Origin of the sequence: Mucilaginibacter gossypiicola (assembly GCF_900110105.1) — a bacterium.
In the GTDB taxonomy this organism is placed as follows: domain Bacteria; phylum Bacteroidota; class Bacteroidia; order Sphingobacteriales; family Sphingobacteriaceae; genus Mucilaginibacter; species Mucilaginibacter gossypiicola.
The window spans coordinates 54,486-80,585 of the sequence record NZ_FOCL01000007.1; the positions used below are offsets into that span (position 1 = coordinate 54,486).

The following is a 26,100-nucleotide window of genomic DNA, read 5'->3' on the forward strand; positions in this document are numbered from 1 at the left end:
CTTGGCCGCGCGGGGCCAGTTACTTTTGTCTTGACACAAAAGTAACCAAAAAGTCAAGTCAGCAGAGAGGCTTCTTTGCGCTCGCCCTGCGCTATGCCCTTGCTTCGGCCTTTGCCCCGCAAATCGAGCAGAACCACGGGCTGCAATTATTTTGCCCCGCTTCGCCCGCACTTAACTCATGCTTCTGCAAAAACTTGCTATGCCCCTGCAGCCGCACAAGGCCACCATTGTTCTGCCCGCTTTCGCCCGAAGCTTTCCTGCTGACGGCGGAAGCAGATGCAAGAAATCAAGAGGTAAGAGACAAGACTTAAAACCATGTCATTGCGCAGCGCGGCAACCGCACGGAAGCAAAGCCGCCCTGTATAGTATGCGATTGCCACGCTGCGCTCGCAATGACATATTATTGTTACTAATCCCCAAGCAAAAGCGGGCAAAGGCCTGACAAAAAAGCGGGCCTGGGAGTATGGCCTGCGGGGGGAAGCATTTTTTTGTCTTGATTTTTGTTTCTTTTTATCAAGAAAAAGAAAAAGCCCTTCCCGCGGCGAATGAGCGGGCCAATGTTGTTATTTAGTAGTAATATAGTTTATTCCCAACGAATAGATAACTTCGCCAAATGTTCCGTTTTAAACAATTCAGCGTTGACCAAACCGGCTGTGCCATGAAGATCAATACCGATGGTGTATTGCTCGGCGCTATGGCCGGCGAAGGTACACCTTCAAATATTTTGGATATTGGCACAGGAACAGGAGTAATAGCCATGATGCTTGCGCAACGTTTTACCAATCCCGAAATTGACGCGGTAGAAATTGACGAGCAGGCGGCAACTACGGCAAACGGAAATTTCAGCAATTCGCCATTTAACAACAAGCTAACACTTTACGCAAAAGGGTTTGAACCTTTTTTTGAAGATCATCCTGATAAAAGGTATGATCTCATTGTATCAAATCCCCCGTTTTATATCAACTCCCTACAATCGCCGGGAGCAAAGGTCAATTTGGCAAAGCACGCTGCTGATGGTTTTTTTGAAAAGTTAATAGCAACAATTGCAGCAAAGCTTACAGAGCAAGGGACTGGCTGGTTAATATTGCCTGTAGACACAGCGGAATTAGTTAAAGACCTGGTTAAGCAAAATGGGCTTTATCTAAAAAAGATAATCACCGTACATTCTTTTAAGTATGATGCAGCACACAGGGAGATCCTTGCTTTTGGGAGGAGCAATGAACCGCTAACTGCCGATAAGTTTATTATTTACAATGAACCAAAGGTATACACGGAAATGTACCGTGAGTTGCTAAAAGATTTTCTGATAATATTTTGAGGCCTTGTCTTGATTCTTGAATCTTAATTTCCTGACTCTTTAATTCTATCTTTACCCCATGACCCGCATTGGCCTTATTTCCGATACCCACAGCTACCTCGACGATGCCGTTTTTAAACATTTTGAAAATTGTGATGAGATCTGGCATGCCGGTGATTTCGGTACCATTGAACTGGCCGATAAGCTCGCCGCTTTTAAGCCATTAAAAGGTGTATACGGGAATATTGATGATAAAGACGTACGTATAGTTTATCCCGAACATTTACGCTTTAAATGTGAAAATGTAGATGTATGGATGACTCACATCGGAGGCTATCCGGGCAGGTATAGTCAAAATATCAAGACGGAAATTTACAGTAATCCTCCCCAATTATTTATCACCGGGCATTCACATATTTTAAAAGTGATGTTCGATAAAAAGATCAATTGCCTGCACATGAACCCCGGTGCTGCCGGTAAGCAAGGCTGGCATAAGGTGCGTACCCTGTTAAGGTTTAATATTGACGGTGCTAAGATCCAGGATCTACAGATTATTGAGCTGGCAGGATAGGAAATAAAATAAAAAAATGTCATTTCGATTGAGCCGGGCGGGTTTGAGCATTGGGGCGAAAGAGAAATCTTCTACGCCTTGTAAAGCAACAATGCATGGCCTAAAGCATGATGTATAAGATTTCTCCTTACGGCTTCCGCACACTCCTTAACCTGTTCATCAAAATGACGTTAGGGCTATCTAAGTAGATTTTTGATTAGATTACATCATCCCAGCCCTTGCGTTCTCAGCCTCAAAAACAGAGTCGATAAGCAGGGGAGGACGTTTGCCGGCTGCCACAGCTAACTGGTCGCAGCGCTCATTTTCCGGATGACCGTTATGGCCGCGCACCCAGGTAAATTTAATTTTATGAATTTTGCTTATCTCCAAATAACGCATCCACAGGTCTTTGTTTTTTTTGCCCACAAAGCCTTTTGCCACCCAGCCATTAACCCAGCGTTTTTCGATAGCGTCAATAACGTATTTGGAATCCGAAAAGATCATTACATTCTGGTTGGGGGCTTTCAGTGCTTCCAGGCCTTTGATCACCGCAAGCAGTTCCATGCGGTTGTTGGTAGTTTTACGAAATCCCTCGGATAACTCTTTATAATGCTGTCCCGAACGCAATATCACCCCATAACCACCCGGTCCCGGATTCCCGCTTGAAGCCCCGTCTGTAAAAATCTCGATCATGTGGCAAATATAGTAAAGCCCCCTAACCCCCTAAAGGGGGAATAATAAATAGTTTTTAAAGCAAATAGACAAGAAACTCCCCATTTAGGGGGCTGGGGGGCTAAATTTTTTTAATCTTCAACCTTAACGAATTACCTATCACCACTACATCCGAAAATGCCATGGTCAATGCGCCAACCATGGGGTTAAGGAAGCCCATGGCAGCTACAGGAATGGCTATAATGTTATAAGCGAAAGCCCAGAAAAGATTTTGTTTTATGGTAAGCAGCGTATGCCTGCTGATCTGTAAAAACTTGATCACCGATTGGAGGTCGGTATTAAGCAATACTACACTTGCCGATTGGATGGCAACCTGGCTTGCATCGTTCATAGATATACCAACATCGGCATGGGTTAGGGCAGGGGCATCATTAATGCCGTCGCCAATCATAATGGTTTTGCCCTTTTGTTTATAGATATCAATTGCCTTCAGTTTTTCTTCCGGAAGTCTTTCGCCATGTACCTCGGTAATCCCTAATTGCTTGGCGACACTAAGGCAGCGGTCTTTTTTATCACCGCTTAGCAGTACGGGAACAATACCCATTTGTTTAAGCTGGGTTATAAGTGCTCCGGCTTCGGGTTTTATCTGGTCGTCAACGGCTATTTGGGCCATTAGTACCTGGTTTTTATAAAGCGCGAGGTTAAAATGACTGTCATTACCGGCTTTTGCTGTACCTAAAAAATAATGATTACCCTCTACATCTTCAGCACGCATACCCAGACCTTTTTCTTCTTTAACCGATTTTAAAATTAGCTTTTGCTGTGGCAAGCCTTTTAAGCCATTTACGAGCGACTTGGCTATCGGGTGATTGGAACGTTCTTCTATGGCAGTGATCATGCCCCTGATGTGCTCTATATTGGCGCCATCTTCAATCCTGATCTCATTAACGGCAAACTTGCCGGTGGTAAGGGTACCGGTTTTATCAAATACAACATACTTGGTATTAGTTACAGCCTCAATTGTATCACCGCCTTTTACCAAAATGCCACTCTTAGCTGCCCGTCCCAAACCAACCATAACCGCAGTAGGGGTAGCTAAGCCCATAGCGCACGGACAGGAAATTACCAATACGGCAATGGCGTTCATCATGGCATGTTGAAAGCCGGCGTTGCCCACAAAGTAGGTAAGTATAAAAGTAATCAGCGCTATTAATATTACTGCAGGCACAAATACGGCAGCAACTTTATCACCCAGCTTTTGCACCGGAGGCTTAGCTGCTTGGGCTTTCTTCATCAGGTCGATGATTTGCGCAAGGATAGTATTTGAACCAACACGGGTGGCCAGCATATGGAAATTGCCATTAACCACGATAGTGCCACCAATAACCTTATCATATTTCTGTTTTTCAACAGGGATGCTTTCGCCGGTAAGCATGGCCTCATCAACCGAACCCTGACCCGAAAGTATCTCGCCGTCAACAGGCACTTTATCACCCTCATTAACCAGCAGCGTATCCCCGGGGCGTACTTCTTTAGCATTGATGACCTCAATACTGCCATTTATGACCCGGTTAGCATTTACTTCCTGAAACTTAATAAGATCTTTTACCGCAGAGGTAGTTTGACTTACCGAACGTTTTTCAAATACATTGCCCAGTAGCACCAGTGTTATAATGGTTGCACAGGTTTCATAAAACTGGTATTGGTCGCCAAGGCTTTGTGCCGTGCCGATAACGCTGTAAACAAATGCTGATGTTGAGCCAACAAAAATGAGTACATCCATATTGGGGATACCTCCTTTAAGTGAGCTAATGGCGCTTTTGCCAAAGTGCAGACATCCAACAATAAAAACAGGAAGGCATAACAGTAACTGTACTAAAGGCTGATGCAGAAAATGCAAGGGCAATATCATGTGCAGCAAAAGCGGCGCAGTAAAGATGGCGCAAAAGATAAATTTGTTTTCAATCCGTTCATAAAATGGCACAGAATGGGTGCTGATATCTTCAACAACTTTAAATCCTAAATTTTCTATTCCTTTTTTTATTTCAGGCAGCCGGGCTTCATCACTCGTAGAAAATTTCACCTCTTCGCCGGCAAAATCAACAAGGATATTATGTAACCCCTTTTTTTCGAGGAATTTATGGACGGACATGGCGCAATTATTACAATGCATGCCAGTCACGTTTAGTTCTATCAGTTGTTCGGCCATAGTTACAAAAATAGCTATTAACTATAATCATTCTAAATTAAACGGGTAAGCTTAATGTAATTTTAAAAAAGAGTTTGCAATTAAGCGGGAGATTTCTATTTTTGCACTCTCGAAAAAAACGAAACGGTAGGCATAGCTCAGTTGGTTAGAGCACCAGATTGTGGTTCTGGGGGTCGTGGGTTCGAGCCCCATTGCTTACCCGCTTTTATAAGGCTCATTTACATACGTAAATGGGCCTTTTTTTATGCCCATAGGGTAGTTTTACATGCATACTAAGGCTTTTTGATTGTCTTTTTTATGGAGAAAAATATTTTTGCTATTATAGGTTGGGCCGGGGTAATATTGTGTACGCTCGGTTATCTTTTATTAAACCTTAAGGTACTAAAGGCCGACTCGTGGCTTTTCCAGACGTTGAATATCCTTGGCGGTCTTTGTCTGGCAACGGCTGCATTGAACGCACATGACCTCCCTAATGCAGCTGCAAATGTTTCGTGGATGGCGATTGGCATGTTTGCCTTAGCCCGGCAATTACGCCAACGTTAACGGCGGAATTTCTAAAAATTCGTACGCTTTTTGTTTGTAATAACTCAGCCTCCGGGTGTAAGCTTCCATGTCATTTTCAAGCGAAAGATAGAAATAAGCACCATCCACCAGTACAAAAATGAAATCGGCAGCTGTCTGCGGGGCTTTTATCGCAGTTAAACCTTTTTCATTGCATTGCTCAATAATGGCTGCCAAACGCTGCCGCAATGCATCGAGGATGATCTTATATTTTGATTTAATTTTCTCTTCCCTGAAAGCCAGAGCATAAAAAGTGTAAAAAAGCCCATCGTCAAAAAGCACGTTCCACTCTTTCGAAAATAACATTTCCAGTGTACGCTGCAAATTCTCCAGGGTGGCCTGCTCCTTATCCTTGATGGTGTATATGGATAAATAACTTTCAAGAATGTGGTCGATGAGCGCGTAGGTAAGGTCTTCCTTGGTTTCAAAATAATGTAAAATGAGGCTGGGATTAATATCCATCACCTTGGCAATTTTAGCTATTGATGTATTTTCGTAGCCTTCCTTTTTGGCCACTTCATAAAACATTTTGACTATCTCCTGTTGTCTTGCTTCCTTAAGACTTTTGCGGCCCATTATTTTGTAGCGATTTTGTTGCAATACTACTAAAAAGAAATCTGCATCGTCAAAATATTAATAAATTGATTGACTGTTCAATCAATTTATTAATCCCTGCTTAACCTCATATTAATATCCGATAGGGAATTTCGCCAGCGGTTAAAAACCACCCCGTCTAATTAAAAATTAACTATCAATCAAATGAAAAAAAAGCTACTTTGGATCTTCCTGCTCCTGCTTATCTCTGCCGGTGGCTTTGCACAAGGTATTACCGTAACAGGTACGGTATCTGATGCAAAAACAAAAGAAACACTGCCCGGTGTAAACATTAATGTAAAGGGCACAAACGTGCGTATCGCCACAAACAAAAATGGTGGGTATACGCTTAGTGATTTGAAACCAGACGCCGTGCTGGTTTTCTCATTTATGGGATATAAGCCCGTAGAAGCCCCGCTAAATGGGCGAACAAAAATCGATGTCTCCCTATCGGACGATTTTGCTAACCTGAACGAAGTTGTTGTGGTTGGTTTCGGTACCAAGAAAAAAATCAACATTGCCGGTGCTATCGACCAGATTTCGGGGAAACAACTGGAGTCAAGGCCGCTGGCTAACGTTATACAAGGGTTGCAAGGGTTGAGCCCCGGCTTAAATATCACCTATCCCGGTGGTGCGCCGGGTACTGTGCCCACTATCAATATCAGGGGTTATACATCAATAAACGGTGGTTCGCCATTGATCGTTATCGATGGTATCCCGGCTACCAGTAATGACGACCTGCTAAGGCTAACCCCATCTGATATTACTTCGTTCACTGTTTTACGTGATGCGGCGTCGGCAGCTATCTATGGTGCCAGGGCTGCATTTGGTGTAATCCTTGTAACCACCAAACAGGGCATTGCCGGTCATAATACAATTAGCTACAATACTTACACATCCTGGGCCAAGCCAACACTGCTGCCTAAACCGGTAACCGATCCCTACATTTTTTCGAGGGTGCTTGAAACCTCTACCGATAATACGCCATGGGATTATGTGAACTATTCGGACGAGTACTACCGCTGGGCAAAAGAAAGATCGGATAACCCTTCAATTGCCGATACCCGCATTAACCCCACTGATCCAACCAAATGGGAATACATGGGTAGCAACGACTGGTATAAATACTTTTTTAATGATGCCAGCTTGTCAAAAAGTCACACCCTTACCTTTTCGGGCGGTGCTACGGTAAATAACAAGCCGCTTACCTATTATCTCTCTGCCGATTATACTAAAGATAACGGTTTAAATAAATTAACCGATGATTACTGGAGCCGTTATGGTTTGCGGTCGAAAGTAGGTTTCTCGCCTGTGTCATGGCTTAAACTGGATAACAATCTGAATATCTATCAAACCAAACGAGCGCTGCCAAACTCAAACATTACCGATCTGTATTACCTGATGCCTACCGACGTGGCTACCAACCCGGATGGTACCTGGGCCAATACAGCAGCCGGCAGGCTGGCAGCTAAACTTACCGATGGTGGTAATAGCCTGCAAAACATGTTCGGCTTCCAGAACATCACCAGTGCAACTGCTTTATTTTTAAACGGCGATTTACAGGTAAATGCTGATGCCTCATTTAAACGTGAGTTGTGGAAAACACATACAGATACCAAGAAATATAAAATTGGTTACGGCCCTAACGATGTTCGTGAAGAAGGCGGAACCGGTTCGGTAAGCGAAGGCAATGGCTATTTATATAACAACGCTTTTAACGTTTACTCGACCTACAAAAAAACACTGGGCGATCATTTTTTTAGCGCCATGGTGGGTTTTAACAGCGAAAACTACAGCTACTCGACTGTTAACGCATCTAAAGATGTGCTGATCTCATCTTCATTACCTTACTTATCGCTTACCAGCGGGACGGCTACGGCAAGCGGCGACTACTCGGCCTATGCAACCAATAGCGTGTTTTCAAGGCTGAACTACACTTTTAAAAACAGGTATATTCTGGAGGCTACCGGGCGTTATGATGGCTCGTCGCGTTTTCCGGTTACCAAAAGATGGGGCTTTTTCCCGTCAGCGTCTGCAGCGTGGATAGTAAGCGGCGAAAATTTCTTTAAACCATTGGCGCCAACGGTATCAACGTTTAAACTACGCTCATCATACGGTGACCTCGGCAATCAGAACGTGGGCGATTTTGGCTATATCCAATCGCTGGCTACCGGTACATCAGGCTACCTAATTGGCGGTGCCGGTCAAAACCAGATCGTTACCGGTGCACCAGGTTTGAATGTTGACCCACAGACCTACACCTGGGAGAGGGTATCTACCCGCAATTTTGGTACTGATATCGGCTTGCTGAACGATAAGCTATCGCTTACTTTTGATTACTACATCCGCGATACTAAAGGCATGTTAACAGCAGGCCAGGAACTTCCGGCGGTATTGGGTACGGGTGTGCCGCGCCAGAACGCTGCCGATTTGCGTACCAAGGGCTGGGAATTTTCGATATCATATCGTGACAGGTTTGAGCTGGGCTCAAAGCCGTTTAATTTCGATGCTAAAATATTTATTGCCGACTCAAGATCGAAAATTACCAAATTTAAAAACGACCAGGGACTGTTTTCCAGCTATCGTGTAGGTCAGGATATCGGTGAGATCTGGGGCCTTGAAAACGACGGCTTATTCCGCAGTAAGGACGAAATAGCCAAACTTGATGAATCAGCCATTGTTCCATGGGGGGCTTTATCTATTGTAGAAGGCTGGCCTAAGTACAAGGACCTTGACGGAAACGGAAAGATAGAAACCGGCTTGAGCGCTAAAAATCCTAAAGATTTAAAGGTCATCGGTAACAGTACAGATCGCTACACCGTTGGTGCCAATATCAATATGGACTGGCGTGGTATCGACCTGGCTATATTCCTGCAGGGTGTTTTGAAAAGAGATTTCTACCCGCACCATTACTTGTTCTGGGGGCCATTTCAACAGCCCTATGCCAACGTATATCCATGGAACCTGAACTACTACCGCGGCACTGCAGATTCGCCGGAGCAAAGGGCTAAACACTCGGCATCATACATTGCTGCCGGCCTTGCCGATGCTAATACCAATTCAGAATATCCGGTATTGCAATCATGGCTGGCGGATGCCAACTACGGCAGCGGTTTGGATATTCCGCAAACCAAATACCTGCTAAATGGTGCTTACCTGCGTATCAAAAACGTATCTGTAGGTTATACCATCCCAGCCAAATGGACTAAAAAGATCGGTATCAGCCGTCTGCGCTTTTACGCTACCGGCGAGAACCTGTATGAGTTTTCGGCCATTAAAAAATATATCGATCCGGAAGCTGTTAACCAGGGCCCAAGTGCATGGGCATATCCATACCAACGCAGGTATGCTTTGGGTTTAAACCTGGATTTTTAACAACCTGATGTTTCATTACATTTCAAATTAAAGTAAAATGAAAAAGTATCTATATATATTAATTATCGCGGCGGTAAGTACGCTCGCTGCCTGTAAAAAGGGTGGGCTTGACCGTTTTCCGCAAACGTCTGTATCGCCCAACCTGTTCTTTAATAATGAGCAGGACCTTGCCTTATATGTAAACGGTTTGTTATCTCAGCCAGATAGGGGTACTTATCTTAACGACCAGAGTTCGGATAACGTGGCTACTACTGCCGCCGTTGAAGTGAAGAATATTATGGTTGGAAGTGCTAATTCACAAAATATCACTACCGGCTGGGATTGGACAAGATTACGTAACATCAATTACTTTCTTGAAAATTATCAAAAAGCGCAGGTAACTCAAGCCATTAAAAATCATTATGCCGGTTTGGCCCGCTATTACCGGGCAGGGTTTTACCTGGATAAAATAAAGCGTTTTTCGGATGTGCCCTGGTATTCCGGTACTTTAGAGCCTTCAAGCAAGGACTTGTACAAAGGCCGCGATCCACGTAAGCTGGTTGCTGATAGCATTATGGCCGATCTTGATTTCGCTTATAAAAACGTAAGAGAAAGCGTGCCAACCGGTACGCCTGGCAAATGGGCTGTAGCTACATTATACGCCCGTGCTGCGCTGTACGAAGGTACGTACCGTAAATATCATGAGGAAGTTGGGCTGAAAGAATCAGCCAACACTTTCCTGGAGACTGCTGCAAAAATTGCCGGTGAGATCATCGCCAGCGGCAAGTTTAGCATTTATAACACCGGAAAGCCAGATCAGGATTACGGAGCTTTATTTTCGAGCCAGGACCTTACCGGCAATAGCGAAGTGATCCTGACCAATATTTTTGATTTAACCAAAGGCAAAGGCCAAAATGTTAACTCAACCGTATTTGGTGATTACGAGCAGGCGCCTGCTAAAGATCTGATCCAAACTTACCTGATGAAAGACGGGAGCCGTTTTACAGATGTAGCCAATTACGCGCAAATGGGTTTTGTTGAAGAGTTTAAAAACCGCGATCCACGCCTGGCGCAAACCATGGTTTACCCGGGTTGGGTAAGGGTACCTGATGCAACGCCTTACATACAGCGTTTAAATAAAAACTTTACAGGTTACCACCAGCTAAAAGGTTATGTAAACAGTACCGATAATAACACCTTAAACGGTGTTGATTTCCCGGTATACCGTTATGCCGAGATCTTGCTTACCTACGCCGAAGCATTGGCCGAGTTGGGTACGCTAACCCAAGGCCAATTAGATCAATCGGTTAATTTATTAAGGAGAAGGGCTGGTTTGCCCGATCTTAACCTTGCCGTGGCCAATGCAAATCCCGATCCTGTTTTGAAGCTCCAATATCCTAATGTAACATACAACGTAGGTGTTATTCTCGAGATCAGGCGCGAACGCAGGGTGGAGTTTGCTTTCGAAAATATGAGATATGATGACCTGATGCGCTGGAAATTAGGTAAGTTGCTTGCCAAAAGCCCGGAAGGTATGTGCTTTAAAGGTTTAGGTAAATATGATTTAACCGGAGATGGTGTGGAGGATATTATATTGATCGATCGCACTGCTACCATTCCTGCCGAAGATCAGAAAGAAAAAAACTCGTTGGGTGTTAAACTGGTATACTATCGCGCCGGAACTATTGGTACCGATGCAACCGTTTATCTGAAAAACGGGAACAGCGGTGGTAATATCGTAACCGAAAATGTGGTAAGGACTTTTGAAGATCCGAAATTTTACTACCGCCCCATCCCGCAACAGCAAGTTGTATTGAACCCTAATTTGAAACAGATTTTTGGCTGGTAACATCACTATGGAAATAAAAAGAAGAGCATTATTAAAGGCGGCTGCAGGTATAGCCGCGGGTATGGCGGCAACGGGCGCCATGCCCGTCATGGCCTTATCTGCCGGCAAAAAAGGCGGCAAAGGGAAACCTGTATTAACCGTGGCGCATATTACCGATGTGCATATCAGGGCGGGTGATAACGCCCCCGACAGGTTTAAGAGTTGTTTAAAGCAGATCATTAGCAAACACAAACCCGATTTATTTTTAAACGGCGGCGACTCGATCAACGATGCCTCGTATGATAACGTGGTACGCGAACAGGTTACCGAACAATGGAGCATCTGGGATGATTGTATACAACTGTTAAGCAAATACGAAGTATACAGTTGCATAGGTAACCATGACCCCTGGTGGAAAGCCCCTACAAAAACGGATGAAATGTTTGGCAAAGATTACGTAGTAAAACGCCTCAGGATCCCAAACCGTTATTACAGTGTTAGTAAAAAGAACTGGCATTTCATTATCCTGGATGGTAATAACAGCAATATTTCGCTGGATGCAGAGCAGTTTACCTGGTTGCAGCAGGAACTGGAAAAACTACCGGCGGGTACGCCAACACTGCTAATGTCGCACTATCCCATTCTGGGCACTACGCAGGTGTTGGTAGGCGGCGGCCATTCAGATTGCAAAAAGCTGAAAGACCTGTTTTATAAACATAAAGATAAAGTAAGGATCTGCCTGAGCGGCCACAACCACCTGTCGGACCATACGGTTTACAATGATGTATTATATTGCTGCAATGGCGCCATGAGTGGATTCTGGTGGGGAAAAGGCGATGCCGAGTCGGCCGGGCCAGGCTATTACCTGGAAACTCCGCCCGGATATGCCATCCTGAAGCTTTATGCCGACGGCAGCGTGGAGAACGAGTACTATCCGCATACCTTTTAACGATAAAACAATGAGATTAAAATCAATTATTTGTATTGCTGCCTGCCTTTCTTTGTCAGCAATTGGTTTCGCACAGCAAAGGCAAAAAAAGGTAGTTTATGTTATTGCTGATGGGGTCCCTGCCGATGTAATGGAGCGTGTGGAACTGCCAAATCTTAAAAAGATCATCGACGCCGGTTCATATCTGCGTATTCACGTAGGTGGTGACAAGGGTACTTATAATGAAACGCCAACCATATCGGCAGTAGGGTATAACAGTTTGTTAACCGGCACCTGGGTAAATAAACACAACGTGCCCGATAATGATATCACGGCGCCTAATTATAACTACAAGCATATTTTTGAGGTTTTTAAGACTCAATACCCCAATAAAAAAACCGGAATCTTCTCAAGCTGGACTGATAACCGTACCAAATTACTGGGTGATGGCCTGGCCGCAACCGGCAACTTTAAACCCGATTATGCTTTTGATGGTTATGAGCTGGATACAGTTAGGTTTAAGCATGATAAAAAATCGGATTACATGCACCTGATTGATGAGGAAGTTGTAAAACAGGCAGCTAATACCATCCAAACAAAGGCACCCGACCTGTCATGGGTATATTTGGAATATACTGACGATATGGGCCACCGCTATGGCGATAGTCCGGAGTTTTACAAAGCTGTTAGCATGTTGGATATTCAGATGGGTAAACTTTGGGATGCCATTACTTATCGTCAGAAAAACTATAAAGAAGACTGGCTGATTGTGATCACAACCGATCATGGTCGTGACGAAAGAACAGGCAAAGGCCACGGCGGCCAGTCGGAGAGGCAACGATCAACGTGGATGGTGAGCAACTACAAAAATCTGAATACTTACGCACAGTATTTTGATGTGAGTATAGTGGACATTATGCCTTCAATAGCCCGCTACCTGGATGTGAAATTGCCTGAAAGTGTTAAACAGGAAATTGATGGTACGCCTTTTATAGGTCCGGTATCGGTAACTGCCCTTAAGGTTAATTATATTCAGGATCACCTGGATATCAGCTGGAGGGCCCTCGAAAAAACAGGTAAGGTAAAAGTATGGCTGGCCACCACCAATAATTTTAAAACAAGCGGAAAAGATGAATATCATTTGCTGGGTGAGGTTGACCTAACACAGCAACATTATTTTGCGGATTTAAAAGACTACCCTTCCGAATTTTATAAAATTATTGTTGAAGGGGCAGATAATAGTGTGAACAAGTGGGTTAATTTAAAGAAATAACCCCAATCAAGGATATTTTTGATGAGTGATCCGGCTTGTTGTACCTGCAACCGCGATACACCGCACGATTTGCTAATTTCATTCATCGGCGAAAACCAGATCTGCGCCGGCCGGGAGCCTTGGTAATTACTCCAGCTCCCGGTATCTTCCTTAGGTTAAGCGAAAAACAAGCGCATACCGGCGTTACGATTTTATTTTGATATTGAACATCCCCGTATTTGGGTATATTACTGAAAACCTTGGCGATTTATCTTTGAAGCATTTTTTAATTACAGTAAATTATGTGGATTACAAGTGATATACCCGACCAGTCAGGAAAAACAGTAATAATTACAGGAGCCAATACGGGCATTGGATTTGAAGCAGCAAAAGCGCTTTATAACCGGGGCGCTTATGTTATAATGGCCTGCCGAAATATAGATAAGGCTCAGGCGGCGTTAAGCGAAATAAAAACAGGGTCCGGCCCGGGCGAAGTTGAGTTGGCGTTTCTTGATTTGGCATCTCTCAAATCGGTAAGTGAATTTGCGTCCACTATAAAAAATAGGGTATCAAATATCGACGTGCTGATTAATAATGCGGGCGTAATGACACCACCAAAGGGTTTTACAGCAGAGGGATTTGAGTCGCAATTTGGGATTAATCATCTCGGGCACTTCGCGCTTACCGGTCATCTTTACCCCCTTATCAGAAAGACGCCAGGGGCGCGAATAATAACGGTAACGAGTTTGGCTTATCTGTATGGAGACATAAACTTTCATAACCTGAAGTGCGAAAATCCATATGACGCTTTCAGGGAATACTGCCAGAGTAAACTTGCCAATATTAGCTTTGCGTTAGAATTGCAACGCAGGATATTAAAAAAAGGGGATAAGGTATATTCAATTGCCGCGCATCCGGGAGTAACTAAAACAAGCATCGGACGCCATATGAGCGACTCAGAGCTTGAGGCTGCATCTCAGCGTTTTGGGGAATTTATGGAGGCTTCACAAGGTGTGTTACCGATACTTTACGCTGCTGTAGCATCCGGAGTAAAAGAAGGTGGTTTTTATGGTCCCGATGCGGATGGAGGCCTCAGGGGGTATCCTTCTCCTGCCGCAGTTCAGGAAAACGCCGTCAACCAATCAACAGCCACCGAATTGTGGAACATAAGTCAGGAAGCTGCAAACATTATATTTCCATAAAACCATTTGCACGACAAGAACGCAGCACAGCCTATCTAAGCGGTGTCTGCGTTCTGTTATTATCAATTAAAAGCACGACCAATATGCCTGGATTTTCAGAAGTTTTTATCGTCTTTTAAAAGGTTGAGTTTTCAAATAAGTAAGACTGCGCCATGCCCATTCAAACGGGCCATAAGTAAAGTACCGTAACCAAATTGCGCTCAAAATTATTTGAAAAATCCAAATCAATAATGCTGCTTCTATCAGTTCATATCGTTGTAGTTTTCCATAAAAACCGAAGCCGAAAAATATTATTGAGGTTATAATGGATTGCATCAGATAATTGGTTAATGCCATTTGTCCTACGTTTGCAAATACTTTGAAAATGTTACGCAGACTGGTTAGTCTGTATAAAAGTATCAGCGCACTTAAATACGCAGCTACTTGTAATAGTCGTTTCGCCTGATAGAATACCACAGGAGAGGCACTTTCAGTGATTTTTACAAAGTCAAATTTGTTATTGTAGATGTTCATAAGGTCATAATAATTCATTACAAGAGTGATGATCAGGCCGCCTGACGCAACAACGATGTAAATCCATGTCTTGCTTTCTCCCGTTATAAATCCCGATCTGTAAAATGCCATGCCTGTAAAAAAGAGCAACGCTATGTCCCACCAGTGATTATAAAAGAAGGTACTTTCAAAATCAATATTTTGATCATATATGATCTTGAGCAGGCCCGAAAGATTGGCGCTTTGAACAGCGGTGGATGCCTCTTTGCCGATAACTACCATGCCAGGGTTGCTGTTTTCTGTTTTAAATTTTTGAAACGCTGTTAGGTCCGAATTTTGTTCAGGGGTCAAAGCGTGCCTGTGTATATTTAGTTCTTCAGCTTGTTTCCCCTTTTCGATGACGAGCCTGGTATCATTTTGCTGAGAACTTTCACGGTAGATCCCAAAAAGCAGCAGTATTGTTATTGGGATCATTAACCGGGACGCCGACATCCGTCGGAACGGAAAAAGCGTTAGCCCGATTAACGCGTAGTCATAAAGTATATCTCCGGGCCAAAGAAAAACGAATGCATTTAAAAGCCCCAGTGCTAAGAGCCATAACATACGTCTGTAAAAAATGTCCGCAGCTTTTAGGCCTATCCCGCGCTGTTCCAGCCGGTCCAGCAATAATAATGAACCGACTCCGAATAATATACAAAACATCCCCCTCATAACACCTTCAAAAAGGCCCATACCAAATAACCACGCAAAGAAATTACTTCCTGTTTGTGATTGCCCGGCGTTCATGTTCATGTAAAATATTCCGGGTTGTCCCTGCTCCATAATGTTCATTACCAGGATCCCCAGCACCGCTATTCCGCGCATTGCGTCCAGTAATATAATCCTCTTATTTTGGGCAACAGGGTTAGCCGTTTTTTCTTGCTGATCCGTATTTATGATAACTTTATCCATTGTATACTAATTGTTTGCTTTGTACTGTATGAGATAGTAACGAACTATATAAGACCGCAGGGAAGCCCAGTTATAATGCGTAAAACCATATTTAGACGGTGCCACCTTCTTCGGTCGCCGTCAGCATAAGTTTTATGTTTAGCCGCCGATTTTAAGTTCGAAATTGACTGAATCTGGGGGGAGGCACATTTTATCATTGTTTGCCATGTAGCTCAGCTTACCTCTGATAATGATGTTGGCCTTTGTGGTGATTATTTTTTGAATAAATATGGCCCTCCGTTTAAAGTACCGGATGTTCATTCCGAACGCGTCACTGTATATTGAATCACGAGCTGATTCGCTGACGGCACCCGAAAGACGATAATATTTGGATGGCTTGAAAGTGACCTGTGTTTTTATCGGACCGCCATCCGCAATGTTCAGGCTATATATTTGCCAACCGGTGTCGATCCGCGCTTCCATGCAGATTTCGGTTTCTACGCGGCTGATCTTTTTTGAGTAAACCCGGAATTTTACCGGATTCAGGTCTTGTGCTTTGGCATTGACACAGAAAAATATAGCTATTAATATAAAATGTAATTTTTTCATGTTTTGATTTTATGCTTTAGAAAGATGGATTGTTTGGCATGTGCTTCGCGGGTTTTGCGCCTTGGCTTCTGACAGGGTGATAATTACCAAAAGCAGCAAAATCGAATGCCTTCTTTTCATGATGCAAAACTCTTAATCAGATTTTTCTGGGACAATAACCGATTGTGGGGGTAATTGAGGCGGTTGACAAAGCTAATGGCAGCTGGAACCAGGGCCATCGTCCGGTTATTGGACGATAGATGACCCTATTTAGAATATCTTCACTGGAGGGTGCAGATCAGTTGGAAATTTTGATATAAAAAATCATGTCGGGCAGTCTGCCCCGAATTTATTTAGGGAACGAAGTAATCCCGTAGCTATACAGATTCGATACGCATTGGCTACGAGATTGCCACCTTACGCCCGCAATGACTGAATAGCCCGGAATTTGCGGATCTCAGGGAGATCAAGATTCGTTAAGGTCGGCGGAATTCATTTTATAAGTTCACCGGTATAGAAAACATGATCAAAAAGAACGTTGCTAACTATTAAAGTTGTCTATAATTGGCAAGAGGTCCATGAGCTGATTGATGATATGATCCGGCTTTGCCACGAGCAGTTGTTCCATCGTATGGGCTCCGGTAGTTATACCGATGGTCAGGCCGCAGCCTGCATTTTTTCCCTCTCCGATATCAATGGCCGAATCACCCACTTTCACTACCGCCGTTGAATCTGAAATACCAAATTTGTTCATTGCCAGATAGATCATGTCCGGATTTGGCCGGTTTCTGCTCACGTCAGAATCGGTGACAAGCGCGTCGAAATCAACTCCTTCATGCCATCTTATTTTTTTAATGATCGACCGGGCGGTTACACCGTCGTACCCGGTATTTAATACCGTTAATATGCCACGCTCTTTCAAAGCGCTGAAAAGCGCCAAAGCGCCATTTTGAGGTTGAATATCAGCTGTGCTGTATGCTGCTGCCAGATCTGTGATGAAGTTTGCATATATCTGTTCTGTGAGCGCCTCATCTTCCATATTGGCATAGCTTTTCAGTACCGACCGGATAGCCTGCTTTTTTTCCATACCGGCACCTTCTGCCAATACCTGGTCAAGATCGACATCAACCCCGGCTTCATTGATGGCTTTCCGAAGCGTTTTGTAAACTACGTTATCTTCGTTTACCGTTGTTCCTGCCATGTCGAAAACAACCATCTTAATCTTACTTTTCATTACAAAATATATTAGCTCAGTGTTGCACAAAATTCGTTCATCACACATTGGTTAGTTTTTAAAGCATTTGCTGTTTAGCTTCGGTGCTTCCAGAAGTGTTTGATGATAAACGTTTAGCAAAACTAAACAAAGTTTAATTTAAATGAGCCTGTTTTGTGTTAAGCTTGCATTAATAAATCAGGATGTGGTAAGTATCAGGATGTGGTAAGAATAAGACAGCTCTTGATTTCATAAAGAAACCCAACAGGAAAATACCCGCTGGGTTACCAGGCCCTGACCGCAGCGCCCGTTACTTGAAAATTGGCTTATAAAATATCTTTCCGGTCTGTGAACATGACGATGACTTCGACCGGTTAAATCAAAAAAAAGAAATTTTTATGTCACTCCGGGGGCTTTTGACCACTCTTACTTGTAAATTCCACCCCACGAAGGGCGACATAAATTTATTTTACAGACCTCTCTTTAAATATTTGGACGATGCGCGGGGCAAGGTTATTTGCCGGCTCCGGGAGCCGGTATAAATGCCGGAACAATGTTCTTATAGGGTGAAAGTGATTTCAAATAATGAAAAATAGCTTTAACATCTCGGTCTTGAAGTGCAACGAAATTTTGCCATGGCATAGGCGGCATCAATGTCCTTGAGCCATCGAGCCCCTTAAACTTTCCATGTGTGAGCGCGTTTTTAAACTGTGCTTCTGTCCAGGTGCCGATACCTGTATCATCTGGTCTGAGGTTAGCTGCAAAGCTGGTGCCCCAGGGACCCATGGCTGCCGTTGCGTCACCGGTAAAAACTACATATCCTTTTTTTACCAGGTCGGCGGGGTATTCCGGAACTGGTTTGTTGGCCGGAAAGCCGGAAAGCATGCTAAGGGAATCAATCGCCGGCCCGTGCGGTGTCATATATTTGGGCGAATGGCAATCATTACATCCCATTGTGGTAACCAGGTACTCACCGCGCTTAACAAGCATAGTACCTGAAATGGTGTCGGCTTGTACACTACTTTGTTCTTTTGCCCTGCCCCCGCAGGATACAAGCGAATAAACAAGTAACATTAACGCCGGGGTGAAGACCAATACTTTTTTGTTCATGATAGCAGATCAGTGTTATAAATACTGATGCAAAGTAACCCTGAATGAATTTTTTAAACAATCCCCTAATTGAGTGACTCCGTCACCTGCTTCGGTTATCCGCTCAGTAACAAAAACGATTGAATTTTCTTATTCTGATTCGCTGGGGCCAAGCAGCTGCACCATTTGATCCAGTGCGTTAGAGCCGTGCATCCATTCCATCATATCAAGCGAAACCCGGGCTTCTGCGGCGGCTCTTTCACGCATTAGTGCTTCGTAAACAGCAATGGCACTTTGGATATCAATATATTGATCTCCGCACAAACAATCGCTTAATTCAAGGGCATCAAGCATTGCCAGGTTCACGCCTTCGCCCGATGGCGGCATGATATGCGCTGCATCGCCCAGCAGTGTAATATCGGGCTGTGCCTCCCAGGTTTGTTCAAAGGGAATACAATACTGAGGGCGTATCAGCAGCGGATGACCGGCTTTTTCAAATAGCTGCAGCCAGATAGGCCCCCACTCAGGAAATTCTTTTCTGAACCAGGTAATCACCTGCGCCCCGGCCGGAAGATCAATTCCGTTTTCGTTGGTTTTTAAACTAAGATAAAAATCCAGGCTGCCATCACCTTTGGCCGATACATGGATATATTTCCCGCCGGCAAAAGCATAGATCTTTCCTCCTGCAAGTAGCCGGTGTATATCTGGCACATCGGTCTCTGCGTTATCTACGTTGCCCTGAACAATGGTCACGCCGGAGTAGCTGGCTTTATAACCGGTCACAAACGGACGGGTTTTGGAATTAGCGCCATCTGCGCCTATCACGATATCGGCAACGGCTGTGGTGCCATTATTAAATTCAAGTTTCCAGGCACCGTTTTGTCGTGACAATCCAGTTAAGTGACTATCCCAAATCACCGTGCCGGACCTAAGCGAGTTTAATAAAAGCGTCCGGAGAGAGCTGCGATCTATTTCCGGCCGCGTATAAATACTATCAAGATCTTCTTCGTCAGTCTGCCCGTCATGCTCATCGTAAAGGATCCTGGCTTGCGCGTCTACCACACGCCCTTTATCTGCGCCAGGCCGGTAAGCAAGCCGGAATGCGTCCATCAAACCTGCTGCCTTGATGGCTTTTAATCCTGATTCATAATGCAAGTCAAGTGTAGCTCCTTGCACCCTTACTTCTGGGTTAACGTCTCTTTCATAAACCTTTACATCTGCATTATTTAGTTGCAGAAGCCTGGCCAGCGTTAAACCGCCCGGACCACCGCCAATGATGGCTATTTTTTTATTCGCTGCTAACATAGTTGCAAAATTGATATTATATTTATGGATAAAATAGCCTTGATTGCTATTAAAATAGTCGTAAATGAAAATAACTATCAGAGATAAAGGCGCAGGCATTGTACAGGAATTTGCCAAAGCGATAGGTGCAGAGGTCAAAGGTCGGTATACCTATATCCCGGAAAGTAAGGGCGGGGGCTATATTACTGGATTTTCCTGGGGGAGCGATATGCGGATGATGATCAGGAATTATCATCTTAACGAGGACCTAATAATTGAACGAACAAATGATCTGGTGCAAGGGCAGGAGGATATGGTCTTTTTGCTAAGCGGGGTCCTGCCACTGGCTCAAAAGGAACTTTCGGCCGAAAATGCATATGTATTGATCTGTAAACACGCCGTATCGTCTTTAATGGATATGCCGTCACATACCTTGTTTGGCAGTATCACAATTGCTGTTTCCATGGAGTATCTGCGCAAAATATTCGGTCACCTTGAGCATCCCATAGCAGCAAGTGTTTTACATGCCGGCGAACATTTTGTGCTCGAAACAACTATATCTGCAGGGATGATTACAGCGGCCGCCGACTTATTGAATATCCCTGTGCCCGAAGTACTGGAAAGCCAGTACAGTAAATTGAAATGCGAGGAATTACTGCATCATATCTTTGCGCTTTTAATACAGCGGGAGGCTGTGCCGTTAACCAATATCCATATTAAAGATATCAAAGCCGTTTATAGAGTAAAGGCCCAATTGCAAAATTTGTCTGGCAATCCGCCTGATGTTGCTGGCCTTGCAGCGGCGGCGGGAATGAGCGCACCCAAACTACGCAAACTTTTCAGGCAAACTTTCGGGAAAGGGGTTTTTGAATATTATCAGTCTGCCCGGATGCAGGAAGCGGCCCGGTTGCTGCGGGAAAAGCACCTGGCAGTCTCTGAGGTAGGGTATCAGCTGGGCTTTACCAATTTGAGCTACTTTTCCAGGATATTTGAGCAATACATCGGTATGAAACCCAAGAAATATGCCGTGACTTTCCAGTTGAACGCCAGTACGCGATAAAAATTGGTTCTTTCAGGGAAGGCACCTGCTTTTTAAAGCAACTTGCCCTGTTTCGCAGTTGACAATTTTTGCATTAAAGGCAAGGCTAATGCAAGCGGTTAGCAGCCAGTAATCACAGGTCATTTAACTATCATATGGCTACGTATATAGAAAGTAAAAATAGTTACTTTTAGCCTTCAAAATATACCAGGAGTAATACCGGATGACCAGACTTATCAAGCTTCTTTTTACAATCTGTACAATTTTCTTTTTTAACCAGGTCATTGCGCAGCCGGGAACCGACAGCTTGCTGAAGAAGTTAAATAATGAATTGGCTAATCAGGATATCTATGTCCAAAAGAAACATAGTGATATTGATAAGCTGAATAAGCAATTGATAAGTGCGCACGCTCAAAGGGAAAAATATACTTTATATGATTCTCTTTATGATCAGTATAAGTCTTTCAGTTATGATTCTGCTTATAATTATGCCAAAAAGTTGCAGGTATCATCACGTATCCTGAACGATCCTTTTTTGATTGCCTCTGCAAAAATGAAGCTGGCTTTTACGCTTCTTTCTTCAGGGCTGTTTAAAGAAACGCTTGAGGAATTAAATGGTATAGATTTAAGCACGTTTCCTGTAAAAACGAAAGCGGAGTATTATTTCCTGAAGGCCCGGACTTACTTTGATTTGGCAGATTATGATAGAAACGCAGATTATACCGCCAAATACAACCCGGTTGGCATCGGCTGTATTGATTCGGCCCTTGCATTCAGCGTTCCGGGTTCTCCTGGCTACCTGGAATTGAACGGGTTAAAAAACCTGAGGCTTGGACGCTATGATGATAGCAAAAATACTTATATCGCCTTATTGAAGTCACCCGGGCTAACGCCTCATAATTTTGCTGTTAACGCTTGTTGCCTGAGTTATATTTACCAGGTAAAGGGCAATGAAGAACTATCAATGCAGTTGCTGATCAAAGCTGCTATTGCTGATATTCAATCCGCAACCAAAGAAACAGTGGCCAGCTATAACCTGGCTAATTTATTGTACAAAAAAGGGGATATCAATAACGCCTATATTTATATCAAACAGGCAATGGATGAAGCCACTTTCTACGGGGCTTTGCAACGCCAGGTAAAGATAAGCAGCATTCTGCCCATCATCGAGGCCGAACATATCAACCAGATAGAGCATCAAAAGAGATTACTCACTACTTACGCCGCTATCATAACACTTTTGGTTATTGCAGTAGTGGCATTTGCAGTAATTGTATTTAAACAGCTTAAGAAATTGCGCATTGCAGATAATATTATTAAAGCTGCCAATGTAGCCTTGCAGGAAAACAATAAAGTGCTGGAAGAACTAAATGTTAATTTAAGTACCGCTAACAAGATCAAGAACGAGTACATCGGTTATTATTTTAATATCAACTCTATTTACATCGAAAAACTCGAAAGTTTTCAAAAATCATTAGATAAGAAGCTCACCAGCAAGCGCTATGAAGATGCCTTGACAGCAGTCAGAAATCTGAATCTTGAAAAGGAGAGGCAGCAGCTGTTTCATACTTTCGACAATGTTTTTTTGAGGCTTTTTCCCGACTTCATCAGTAAATTCAATGCACTGTTTAATAACGGTGAAGAAATTGCAATTGCCGATGGTCAGTTGCTTGGTACAGAGCATCGCATTTTTGCCCTCATCAGGATGGGAATTCACGATAATGACCGTATTGCCAAACTACTGGGATATTCAGTAAATACCATTTATTCCTATAAAAACCGTATCAAGAATAAATCATTCGTTCCTAACGACGAATTCGAAGAGCACATCATGGCCATCGAAGCGGTTTAAAGCTATTTCTTTCAAATTTCAAATCTATATTGGCGTGTTGTGGTTTGGTTGTAACTGTCTTATAGTTAGGTTTTTGTAGTTTTAAAATCTTTATATTTTCTATATCGGCCTCTCCGGCTATTGTCTTTAGCGCTTCGGCTCATTTTCTTTGAATCGTATTTGGCAGCAAGCCCTGATACGAAGTTAAACCCAATTTAAACCAATAATTTAATGAAAAAGATTTACTTCTTGAGGTGTAATCTTATGCTGTTTCTTGTCTGTTTATGCAACTGGGCAATTGCCCAGTCTGGCACAATAGCAGGGCGTGTAATTGATGAAACCAACCAGCCCATACCGGGCGCAACTGTTCATGTTAAGGGGATAAGCCAGGCCACCGTTACCGATGCCAAAGGGCTGTTTAAAATTTCCGCAGGCGGGTCGGCTGCTATTGTCGTGGTGAGTTATGTTGGATACGATCCGCTGGAGAAAACAATTAATGCCGGTGAAACTGTAACCCTGCAATTAGTGCCTAATCAAAAAACATTGTCGGAGGTGGTAGTAGTGGGTTACGGAACAACCAAAAAGAAGGACCTTACAGGCTCCGTATCAACTATCGGCGCTAAAGACCTTAACCCCGGTACCGTTACTAACCCCCTGCAACAAATGGCCGGTAAGGCAGCAGGCGTAAACATCGTTCAGGTTGGCAGTGAACCAGGAGTTGCCCCCACAGTGCGGATTCGTGGTATCACGTCGCTTCAAGGCGGGAATGACCCGCTGGTGGTTGTTGACGGCATACAGGGCAATATGGATCTGCTCAACCAGGTTCCGCCGACAGAAATAGCATCGGTAGATATTTTGAAGGATGCCTCTGCTACTGCGATATATGGCTCGCGCGGAGCGCCCGGAGTAATAATTATTACCACAAAAAAATCTGGTACCGGAAAGACAGCTGTGGAGTTCAACGAAAATGCTTCTGTGGATGTAATTCCCAAGAAGCTCCAGGTATTAAACGCTGCTCAGTGGACGCAGGAAGCCAACGCCTTAGGCGTAGATGTATCTGCAAATCATGGATCGAATACAGATTGGTTTGACCTGCTTACCCGCAACGGGATAACGCAAAACCATAACCTGGCTTTTGGCGGAGGCGCAAATGAGTTCAACTACCGCGCTTCAATAACTGCCATTGATCAAACCGGTATCGTTGCCAATTCAAACTACAAAAATTACATAGCGAGGATTACCGCAACTCAAAAGGCACTGGACGATAAGCTTACGCTCACCATGAACGTTAACAACGGAATTAACGAAGCTGCGTATGAGCCTAACGGCATTGGTAATGCTGCTTTTAGCTCTAACCTCATTACCCAGGCTGATATCGCCCGGCCAAGCGATCCGGTATTTAATACCGACGGGAACTATTTCCGAGATGCGAACGTGTTTCAATACACCAATCCGTATGCCGTAAACCAGACTGTCAGGAACGATGTTAAAACCAACAATCTGTTTGGCAGCTTAATGGCCAATCTGGATATCTATAAAGGGCTTTCGGCAGGCTGGTTTGGCAGCTGGAGAAAGGTTGACGGTAATACAGGTTATTATTTACCATCAGTATCAACCGTTCAAACAGCAATAGATAATAACGGGATAGGTAATATCAGCAATTGGCATAACGACGAAAAATTAATGGATATTAATTTAAGTTATAAGCATGATTTCGGGAAGAACCATGTGGATGCCACCGCGGTATACGAATGGCAGGCCCAAACCTATAACGGCAGCTTTGTGCAAGGCAGGGGTTTCGTCAACGATTTGGCTTCTTATAATGCACTGCAACTGGGAGACATTTCAAAGGTTTTACAGGGAGATATTTCATCCTATAAAAATGATCGCCGGCTAATATCCTTTTTGGGCCGTTTAAATTATTCATTTGCTAACAAATACCTGTTGACAGCAAGCTTCAGGCGTGATGGCTCAACTGTATTTGGCGCAAATAACAAATGGGCCAATTTTCCTTCGGCTTCACTGGCATGGCGTGTTCTGGAGGAAGATTTCATGAAGAACCAACACCTGTTCAGCAATCTTAAATTGCGTATTGGTTACGGTATTACCGGTAACCAGCAGGGGATTGGCCCGCAAAACTCAATTGCATTGGTAGGGCAGGCAGGTACAGTATTTTTTGGCGGTACCACTATCCCTAACTATGCTGCAACTCAAAATGCCAACCCAAATTTAAGATGGGAAACTATAAAACAGGCCAATGCTGGTTTGGATTTCGGTTTGTTTAATGACGTGCTTACCGGCAACGTCGACGTGTATACAGCCAGGACAGATAACTTACTGTTTAACTATACAGTTCCTCTTGAAGGCCCTTTTTTAACTACGAACATACTGGCAAATGTGGGCAGCCTGCAAAAACGGGGTGTTGAGCTTTCGTTGAATTATAAAGTGATCCACACCGATAAAATGACCTTAACCCTTGCAGGCAACGGATCATATTTGCAAAGCAAGGTGTTGAGCCTTGGCGGCAATATAGAAGGATACGATATCCCTACAAATTATGTGGCCTGGGGCTCAAATGCCTACCTGGTTGTAGGTAAACCGATAGGCACTTATCTTATCCTTAAACACAGTGGGGTTAACGCGCAGGGCGTTGAAACTGTAATTGGCCAGGATGCCAGCGGAAATGTAGACCAGGGACCGCAAAGTAAATACAGGTATGAGGAAGGCCAATCTTTACCTAAATACACCTACGCATTTACGCCGACTTTTACTTTTAAAAACTTTGATATGTCAATGGTTTGGCGCGGCTCTGGCGGTAATAAGATTTACAACGGGCTTCGCCGGAATTTAAGCATGCTCGAAAACCTGGGCAAGCAAAACTTACTGACCAGTGCCATCCCAACCGGAATACATTCATCTCCATTTGGTTCTGACGAGTGGCTTGAAAGCGGAAACTTTTTAAGATGGGAGAACATGTCTGTAGGTTACCGTTTCAATGTTACCAATGTGAAATTTATAAATGCTTTGCGTGTGTCTGTAACGGGCCAAAACCTGGCATTAATAACCAAATATTCGGGTCTCGACCCCGAAGTTGATGCCAGCGGAGGCAGCTCATCAGGCGGCGACTACGGTATCTATCCGCGCACAAGGACATTTTCGCTGGGTTTAAATGTAATTCTAAAATAAT

The 26,100-nt window shown here is 43.8% G+C and carries 19 protein-coding genes and 1 tRNA gene; 12 read left to right on the forward strand and 8 right to left on the reverse strand.

Features of this window, described 5'->3' with window-relative positions; all coding sequences use genetic code 11:
- Window positions 1-613 precede the first annotated feature (613 nt).
- Both BMX50_RS22105 and BMX50_RS22110 read left to right on the forward strand, forming a co-directional pair.
- Window positions 614-1,318, forward strand: a complete 705-nt coding sequence (locus BMX50_RS22105; protein ID WP_091213975.1) for a tRNA1(Val) (adenine(37)-N6)-methyltransferase — start codon at window positions 614-616, stop codon at window positions 1,316-1,318.
- 58 nt (window positions 1,319-1,376) lie between these two features.
- A complete protein-coding gene (locus BMX50_RS22110) occupies window positions 1,377-1,868 on the forward strand; it encodes a metallophosphoesterase family protein (RefSeq protein WP_091213978.1) in 492 nt (163 codons plus the stop codon).
- Between the two features lie 201 nt (window positions 1,869-2,069).
- Here BMX50_RS22110 and rnhA read toward each other — a convergent pair whose 3' ends face one another.
- Together rnhA and BMX50_RS22120 are read right to left on the reverse strand one after the other, a co-directional pair.
- Complete coding sequence (rnhA, locus tag BMX50_RS22115; protein WP_091213981.1) at window positions 2,070-2,540, reverse strand: ribonuclease HI; 471 nt, start codon at window positions 2,538-2,540, stop codon at window positions 2,070-2,072.
- Window positions 2,541-2,640: 100 nt separating this feature from the next.
- Window positions 2,641-4,728 (reverse strand): heavy metal translocating P-type ATPase, encoded by a 2,088-nt coding sequence (locus BMX50_RS22120; RefSeq protein WP_167668060.1) that lies wholly within the window; start codon window positions 4,726-4,728, stop codon window positions 2,641-2,643.
- A gap of 126 nt (window positions 4,729-4,854) precedes the next feature.
- Here BMX50_RS22120 and BMX50_RS22125 point away from each other — a divergent pair.
- Window positions 4,855-4,928, forward strand: a tRNA-His gene (locus BMX50_RS22125).
- A gap of 97 nt (window positions 4,929-5,025) precedes the next feature.
- Window positions 5,026-5,271 carry a CBU_0592 family membrane protein gene (locus tag BMX50_RS22130; RefSeq protein WP_091213989.1) on the forward strand — a complete coding sequence of 82 codons (246 nt, stop codon included), beginning with the start codon at window positions 5,026-5,028 and terminating at the stop codon, window positions 5,269-5,271.
- On the opposite strand, the gene BMX50_RS22135 is transcribed toward BMX50_RS22130, so the two are convergent.
- On the reverse strand, window positions 5,257-5,865 hold the full coding sequence (locus BMX50_RS22135) for a TetR family transcriptional regulator (protein ID WP_091213993.1): 609 nt from the start codon (window positions 5,863-5,865) through the stop codon (window positions 5,257-5,259). The genes BMX50_RS22130 and BMX50_RS22135 overlap by 15 nt on opposite strands.
- A 183-nt stretch (window positions 5,866-6,048) precedes the next feature.
- On the opposite strand from BMX50_RS22135, the gene BMX50_RS22140 reads away from it, so the two are divergent.
- The 5 genes from BMX50_RS22140 (at window position 6,049) to BMX50_RS22160 (ending at window position 14,447) form a co-directional block, all read left to right on the forward strand.
- Complete coding sequence (locus tag BMX50_RS22140; protein ID WP_091213997.1) at window positions 6,049-9,258, forward strand: SusC/RagA family TonB-linked outer membrane protein; 3,210 nt, start codon at window positions 6,049-6,051, stop codon at window positions 9,256-9,258.
- 37 nt (window positions 9,259-9,295) lie between these two features.
- Window positions 9,296-11,086, forward strand: coding sequence for a RagB/SusD family nutrient uptake outer membrane protein (locus tag BMX50_RS22145; protein ID WP_091214002.1), 1,791 nt, complete (start codon window positions 9,296-9,298; stop codon window positions 11,084-11,086).
- 7 nt (window positions 11,087-11,093) lie between these two features.
- Entirely contained in the window at window positions 11,094-12,014 is a 921-nt protein-coding gene (locus BMX50_RS22150; protein ID WP_091214005.1) for a metallophosphoesterase family protein, read from the forward strand.
- 10 nt (window positions 12,015-12,024) lie between these two features.
- Entirely contained in the window at window positions 12,025-13,266 is a 1,242-nt protein-coding gene (locus BMX50_RS22155; protein WP_091214008.1) for an alkaline phosphatase family protein, read from the forward strand.
- Window positions 13,267-13,547: 281 nt separating this feature from the next.
- On the forward strand, window positions 13,548-14,447 hold the full coding sequence (locus BMX50_RS22160; protein ID WP_091214014.1) for an oxidoreductase: 900 nt from the start codon (window positions 13,548-13,550) through the stop codon (window positions 14,445-14,447).
- Window positions 14,448-14,552: 105 nt separating this feature from the next.
- Here BMX50_RS22160 and BMX50_RS22165 read toward each other — a convergent pair whose 3' ends face one another.
- From BMX50_RS22165 to BMX50_RS22185, 5 genes are all read right to left on the reverse strand, one after another.
- Complete coding sequence (locus BMX50_RS22165) at window positions 14,553-15,890, reverse strand: DUF418 domain-containing protein (protein ID WP_091214018.1); 1,338 nt, start codon at window positions 15,888-15,890, stop codon at window positions 14,553-14,555.
- Window positions 15,891-16,028: 138 nt separating this feature from the next.
- Window positions 16,029-16,478 carry a protein-disulfide reductase DsbD family protein gene (locus tag BMX50_RS22170; protein ID WP_091214022.1) on the reverse strand — a complete coding sequence of 150 codons (450 nt, stop codon included), beginning with the start codon at window positions 16,476-16,478 and terminating at the stop codon, window positions 16,029-16,031.
- Window positions 16,479-16,998: 520 nt separating this feature from the next.
- Window positions 16,999-17,691 (reverse strand): phosphonatase-like hydrolase, encoded by a 693-nt coding sequence (locus BMX50_RS22175; RefSeq protein WP_091214026.1) that lies wholly within the window; start codon window positions 17,689-17,691, stop codon window positions 16,999-17,001.
- Window positions 17,692-18,183: 492 nt separating this feature from the next.
- Window positions 18,184-18,780 (reverse strand): hypothetical protein, encoded by a 597-nt coding sequence (locus BMX50_RS22180; RefSeq protein WP_091214029.1) that lies wholly within the window; start codon window positions 18,778-18,780, stop codon window positions 18,184-18,186.
- A gap of 129 nt (window positions 18,781-18,909) precedes the next feature.
- Window positions 18,910-20,064 (reverse strand): FAD-dependent oxidoreductase, encoded by a 1,155-nt coding sequence (locus tag BMX50_RS22185; RefSeq protein ID WP_091214794.1) that lies wholly within the window; start codon window positions 20,062-20,064, stop codon window positions 18,910-18,912.
- Between the two features lie 64 nt (window positions 20,065-20,128).
- Between BMX50_RS22185 and BMX50_RS22190 the strand changes: the two genes are divergently transcribed.
- The 3 genes from BMX50_RS22190 (at window position 20,129) to BMX50_RS22200 (ending at window position 26,099) form a co-directional block, all read left to right on the forward strand.
- Window positions 20,129-21,103, forward strand: coding sequence for a helix-turn-helix transcriptional regulator (locus tag BMX50_RS22190; protein ID WP_091214032.1), 975 nt, complete (start codon window positions 20,129-20,131; stop codon window positions 21,101-21,103).
- 202 nt (window positions 21,104-21,305) lie between these two features.
- Window positions 21,306-22,934, forward strand: a complete 1,629-nt coding sequence (locus tag BMX50_RS22195; RefSeq protein WP_091214035.1) for a DUF6377 domain-containing protein — start codon at window positions 21,306-21,308, stop codon at window positions 22,932-22,934.
- 210 nt (window positions 22,935-23,144) lie between these two features.
- On the forward strand, window positions 23,145-26,099 hold the full coding sequence (locus BMX50_RS22200) for a SusC/RagA family TonB-linked outer membrane protein (protein WP_091214038.1): 2,955 nt from the start codon (window positions 23,145-23,147) through the stop codon (window positions 26,097-26,099).
- Window position 26,100 lies beyond the last annotated feature (1 nt).